Annotated in this window: 4 protein-coding genes; 2 read left to right on the top strand and 2 right to left on the bottom strand. The window is 69.7% G+C overall.

All coding sequences use genetic code 11. The features are described from left to right. Positions 1-301: 301 nt before the first annotated feature. The gene (locus ACFSHS_RS13675) at positions 302-1,417 is read right to left on the bottom strand and encodes a helix-turn-helix transcriptional regulator (RefSeq protein WP_376876880.1); all 1,116 of its coding nucleotides are present in this window, start codon (positions 1,415-1,417) and stop codon (positions 302-304) included. A 148-nt stretch (positions 1,418-1,565) separates the two neighbouring features. Between ACFSHS_RS13675 and ACFSHS_RS13680 the strand changes: the two genes are divergently transcribed. Next, positions 1,566-2,612, top strand: a complete 1,047-nt coding sequence (locus ACFSHS_RS13680; RefSeq protein WP_376876883.1) for a methyltransferase — start codon at positions 1,566-1,568, stop codon at positions 2,610-2,612. Positions 2,613-3,517: 905 nt separating this feature from the next. Next, on the top strand, positions 3,518-3,841 hold the full coding sequence (locus ACFSHS_RS13685) for a tyrosine-type recombinase/integrase (protein WP_376876886.1): 324 nt from the start codon (positions 3,518-3,520) through the stop codon (positions 3,839-3,841). Between the two features lie 75 nt (positions 3,842-3,916). Here the strand turns inward: ACFSHS_RS13685 and ACFSHS_RS13690 are convergent, their stop codons facing one another. Beyond that, positions 3,917-4,252, bottom strand: a complete 336-nt coding sequence (locus tag ACFSHS_RS13690; protein WP_376876889.1) for a hypothetical protein — start codon at positions 4,250-4,252, stop codon at positions 3,917-3,919. Positions 4,253-4,863: the final 611 nt, after the last annotated feature.

Below are 4,863 nucleotides of genomic sequence, written 5' to 3' on the forward strand. Positions count from 1 at the left end.
AGGACGGGCTTCGCCCGCCCCGCGCTGACGCGCGCCTGCAACTCACCTATTCACGGGTCTGTGACGGCCCGGGATCTTGTGTTTCTTCAGTGCTGGCAAGAGCGCTCTCGTGGCGCGCGTGCTGGGTGGCCGGGGGACTGGGCCGATCCGTTGGGGCTCGTCGAGAAGGGAGGCGAGGTGTCCCAGAGAGTGGCCTATGGGACATGAGCGTCGCGCTGCCATTTTCCGGCATGCATGCCTTGCGCCGCGGTTCATGCGCCGGCGGTACACATGCGGGCTCAGGGTCGGCCGACGGAAGGATTCACACGGCAGGGGTGGGAGCGGAGCTCGACGCAGCCGTACGCCAGCGTGGAACGTAGTGCTCGAGAAAGACTTGGCCGACCATCTCTCCGCGGCTCCGGACCCCGGTCTTTCCGAAGATGGATTTGAGATGGTCCTGGACCGTGTACGGGGAGACCCGGAGCGAATGGGCGATCTGTCGGGTCGACAGTCCTTGCAGGCACAGCTGCGTGACCTGGCATTCGCGCTCGGACAGCCCGTAGGCCAGCGCCACCAGCGGGGCGACGTCTTGCGGAGTCGCGGGTTGGATGATGACCGCCGTGCGGCCGTCGTGCCCGCCGCGCAGGGGCGTTCCGTACAGCAGCAGCCATGCTCCCGACCGGGTTCGCACCCGGGCCCGCGGGGCACCATCGAGGGGGTCGTGACCAGCGGCGAGCTGTCGCGCGTGTGCCGCTACTACCTGCACCATCTTCGACTCCGCCGGCCGGCAGGGGGCGGGGTGCTCGACCATCTGCTCGATCCATCGCTCCGCGGACGGCGAGACGGATTCGACATCGCCCCCGGCGTCGAAGACGACGACGCCCGGGCCCTCCTCGACGACGGTGTCGGAGATGACGAGCGGCCTCAGCAGCGCCCTGCGGAATCCGTCCGCGATGGGCTCACAGACGGCGGCCATGAACCGCACGTCCTCCTCGGTGAACCACGCCCGGCCCCGATCCCGGAGGAATCCGGCGGCCCCCCAGTAGACGCCGTCGGTGACGAAGGACGCGCGCAGCTCGTCCCCGATGCCGTACGACTCCTCGCTGCGATGGCGGGGACTGCGCGAGGGATCGCCATGGGTGGCCAGGCTCATCGCGCCCGCTCGGCGTCCGCTCCGGGCGAGGAAGGACCACTTGTTCACGTCTTCGACCACATACTCGTACTTCGCCAACCATGATCCCGAGCAGTGCACGCCCTGACTGAGGTTCCCGGTGATCAGCACGGTGCCCGGGTCGACGGTGTGCCAGCAGCTGCGTTCGAAGGGCAGGACTCGTTCCAGGATCACGCCGACGCGCTCAGCGAAGGCCACCCAGTCGCATCCCTGCTGAGCCAGGTCTGCGATCTCGTCCCGGGTCCGGTGCAGCGGGTCACGCCTCACCCGGCGAATGTAGGGCCGTAGGCCCCGGCGTCGACACCCCAGAAGTGTGGGACGTTCAGCCAAGTGGGCCCCCAGCGACCTGGGATTGGTCCGGCAACCGTCCACGGTGACGATCGGCGTGCCCCCTCACAACCACCTGGAGCACGCCATGAGAGTGAACGTCCCCACCCCCGCCCCGGCGTCCGGTTCGGAGGTGACCGGTTCCCCAGGAGCGTCGGTCACCCCGGAACCGATCATGCGCCTGGCCTCCGGCTTCATGGCGGCGAAGCATCTGTTCGCCGCCGACGAACTAGGCCTTTTCGAAGCCCTCGCGGAGGGACCAGCGACGCTCGATGCCCTGGCCGCCCGCACGGGACTGAGCCCCCGGGCCGCCCGGATCAGCGCGGACGCCATGGTGGCGCTGGGGCTGCTCGTCCGTGTCGGGGACCGCTACGGCAACAGCCCGACGGCGGACACCTTCCTGACCGGCCGCACCCCCGCCGACCTGCGTCCGTTCCTACGGTTCTGGGACCAGGTGAGCTACCCGGCGTGGTGCGGCCTGGCCGACGCCCTCGCCCGAGGCCCGGCTCAGCAGATCTTCGATCTCGGCGACGACCTGCTGGAGATCGCCGCCGCCGGGATAGAGGCAGTCCTCGTCGGCCCGGCGTCCGCTCTGCCGGAGCGGTTCGACTTCTCAGCGCACCGACGCCTGCTGGACATCGGCGGCGGCACCGGCTCCTGGTCCATCGCCGTCGCCCGCCGGTACCCACACCTGCAGGCCACCGTGCTGGAGCTCGCCCCAGTCGCCAAGGTCGCCCGCGACCGCGTGGCGAAAGCAGAACTCTCGTCGAGGATCGTGGTGACGGTTGGCGACGCCATGTCCGAGCCGCCGCCGCCCGGCCACGACGTGTTCCTCATCGCCAATCTGCTGCACTACTGGTCCCCGACCGACAACGAGGCGCTGCTGCGGCGCGTCCGCGGCTCCGCCGAAGCCGGATCCCACCTGCTCCTCGCCGACTTCTGGACCGATCCGACACACACCCAACCCCTGCAGGCAGCACTGATGGCCGGGGAGTTCGCCGTCCACCTGCGAGGCGGCGACGTCTACAGCGTCGAGGAGGTCCGCGATTGGTTCACACGCACCGGATGGCGGTTCATTGACCACATCCCGCTCGCCGGTCCCCAGAGCCTAGTCGTCGCGCAGGCCGAGGTCTGACACCCGCAGTGCCTCGCTCAGCCGCCAAGGCCAGCAAGGCGCCGAGCTCTGGATGATCTCGCCTAAGGCCGAGGTCTTGTCCGGCCAGAGCTGCATCCCCAGCCGATCCCCGTCGAGGGCGGGTGAACCATCTCCCATGGTTGGCCCCCCACAACAGGTCCACGCGGGATGTCTCATAGTGGGCCGCTCTGGGACACCCCGGGATGGGCCAGGAGACGCTCGGGGGGCTCACTCCGGTAGGCGACAGCTGATCCCTCTTTCGCGTCTGCTTGGGCACGGCCGCGGCGCGATGGGGGCAGCCCTCCGCTGTCGCGAGTCCTTCGTGCATGACGTCTGTGACCTTGCCGCCCTCCGGACATGCGACCTGGGACGAGCTCGCCGCCTGGTGGTTGTCCCGCTACAAGCCCTCCACCCAGCGCACCTACGCCACCTACCTGCCCCGGTGGAACAGGTGGTGCGCTGGCCGCCGGATCGATCCACTCGCCGCCCGGCGCGCCGACGTGGAGCTGTGGCTGCGCACCGTCGCCGACTCCGAGCTGTCCCGCGCCGCGGTGGCCGCGCACTACGACGCCGTGGCAAGCCTCTACCGCCTGGCCTACGAAGAGGAGCTCGTCGTAGGCCAACCCGTGCGCGCGCGTCACCCGGCCGAAGATTCAGCGCGAGCTGCAGCGCCGCGAGGTGCTCACCGTCTTGGAGTACGCCGCCTTCCTCACCGCCGCCCGCCACTTGGGCCCGACTCATCACGCCATCGCCGTGCTCGGCGGCATGATGGGCCTGCGCGCCACGGAGATGGCCACCCTGACCGTGGAGTCCTTCGGCACCGTGCGCAGCTACGCGACGCTCATCGTGGTGGGCAAGGGCGACAAGCCCGCCCGCGTCCCGGTGCCATCCCCGCCCTCGGTGCCGTGCAGGCCGCCATCGACGGCCGCACCGCCGGGCCCCTGCTGCGCACCCGCAGCGGTGCCGGCATGGACCGCCGGACCGTGCACCGCTACGTCGCCCCGACCGCCAGGGCCGCGGGCATCAGCCGGCCCATCGGCCCGCACGCGCTGCGCCGCACCGTCGGCACCGTCGGCCTCAACCAGGGCATCCCGCTGCCCGACGTCCAGCGCCTGCTCCGCTACGCCCGCCCGGAGACCACCCTGGGCAGTTACGACATCACCGGCGAAGCCCTGGAACGCCACGCCTCCCACCAGGTCGCCGGCTTCCTCGCCGGCTGGGCCGGCTGATCGATGCCTCCAAGCGGCCCACTCAGGGACAGTTCGCAGGCGGTGACGGTTCCAGCCCGGTGGGAGCTGCGGCGGTCAGAGCCAAAGCGAAAGTAGGCTTCCGATCGTCGCGGAGATGACGCCGATCACGGCCACGAGGGCGGGACCCTTGAGGTCATCGAGTGCGGATCGAAGGATGGCCCTCTCGACCAACTCCGGCGTGTATAGCTCCATCGCGTAGGTATGGGTCGGTTGCCGGACGGCGTACATGGCCCGAGTGGCCGCCTCGTTGTCATCTCCGCTCGCCTGTGCGAGGCGCGCGATCTGGCGCAGGTCCGTGTCCAAGGCTGCGTGCTGGCGGAAGCCTGCCCTCCATGCCCAGATGAGGCCTGCGAGCGGAAGGACGCCGCCCAGCACCGTCAGGATGATCACGAGGCGCAACGCACGGCGGGACCCTAGCCGCTGCCTGGTCCGTCCCCGCGGAACGTCGGCGGTTGGCCCGACGACTGGCCCCATGTCCCATAACGGCCCACTAAGGGACATCCCGTCGCTCCTTCCGGAGTCGCCGCAGCAGTCGTGACATTCATTGGCTGCCCGATGGACGTGACTGGGATGGTCGCGGCCAATCGCTGGATGTGATGCGGACTCGCAGTTTCTCCGCTCCTTTGCAGACGGCCTCGTCGGGGTCGGCGGAGAGGCCGGCGGTGAGGGCGAGTGCTGTCCGAGCGTGGTCGGTCTTCTGCAGCCAGACATCGTTCACGGCGTCCCCGAGCCATTCCATCGACAGGTCTCGTGGATCGGCCACGGCGCAGGCCCGGGCGATGACCCGTGTGGCCGCCGAATCGCGCCGCTCGAGAAGGGCTTGAGCGGCCCACTATGGGACACGGGGCTGCTCAGCCCTGCGCGACGAGGAACAGAGAACGACCCTTCCTCCCCATACCGGGCCGGCAGGGGTGCGAGCGGCGTGGCGCCCGTGCGGGCCTAGTTGTACTGACCGGAGACGTTGGTCGAGGAGTTGTGACGACGGGATCTGAGTAGGTCTT

The organism is Blastococcus deserti, assembly GCF_042682525.1.
GTDB lineage: Bacteria > Actinomycetota > Actinomycetes > Mycobacteriales > Geodermatophilaceae > Blastococcus_B > Blastococcus_B deserti.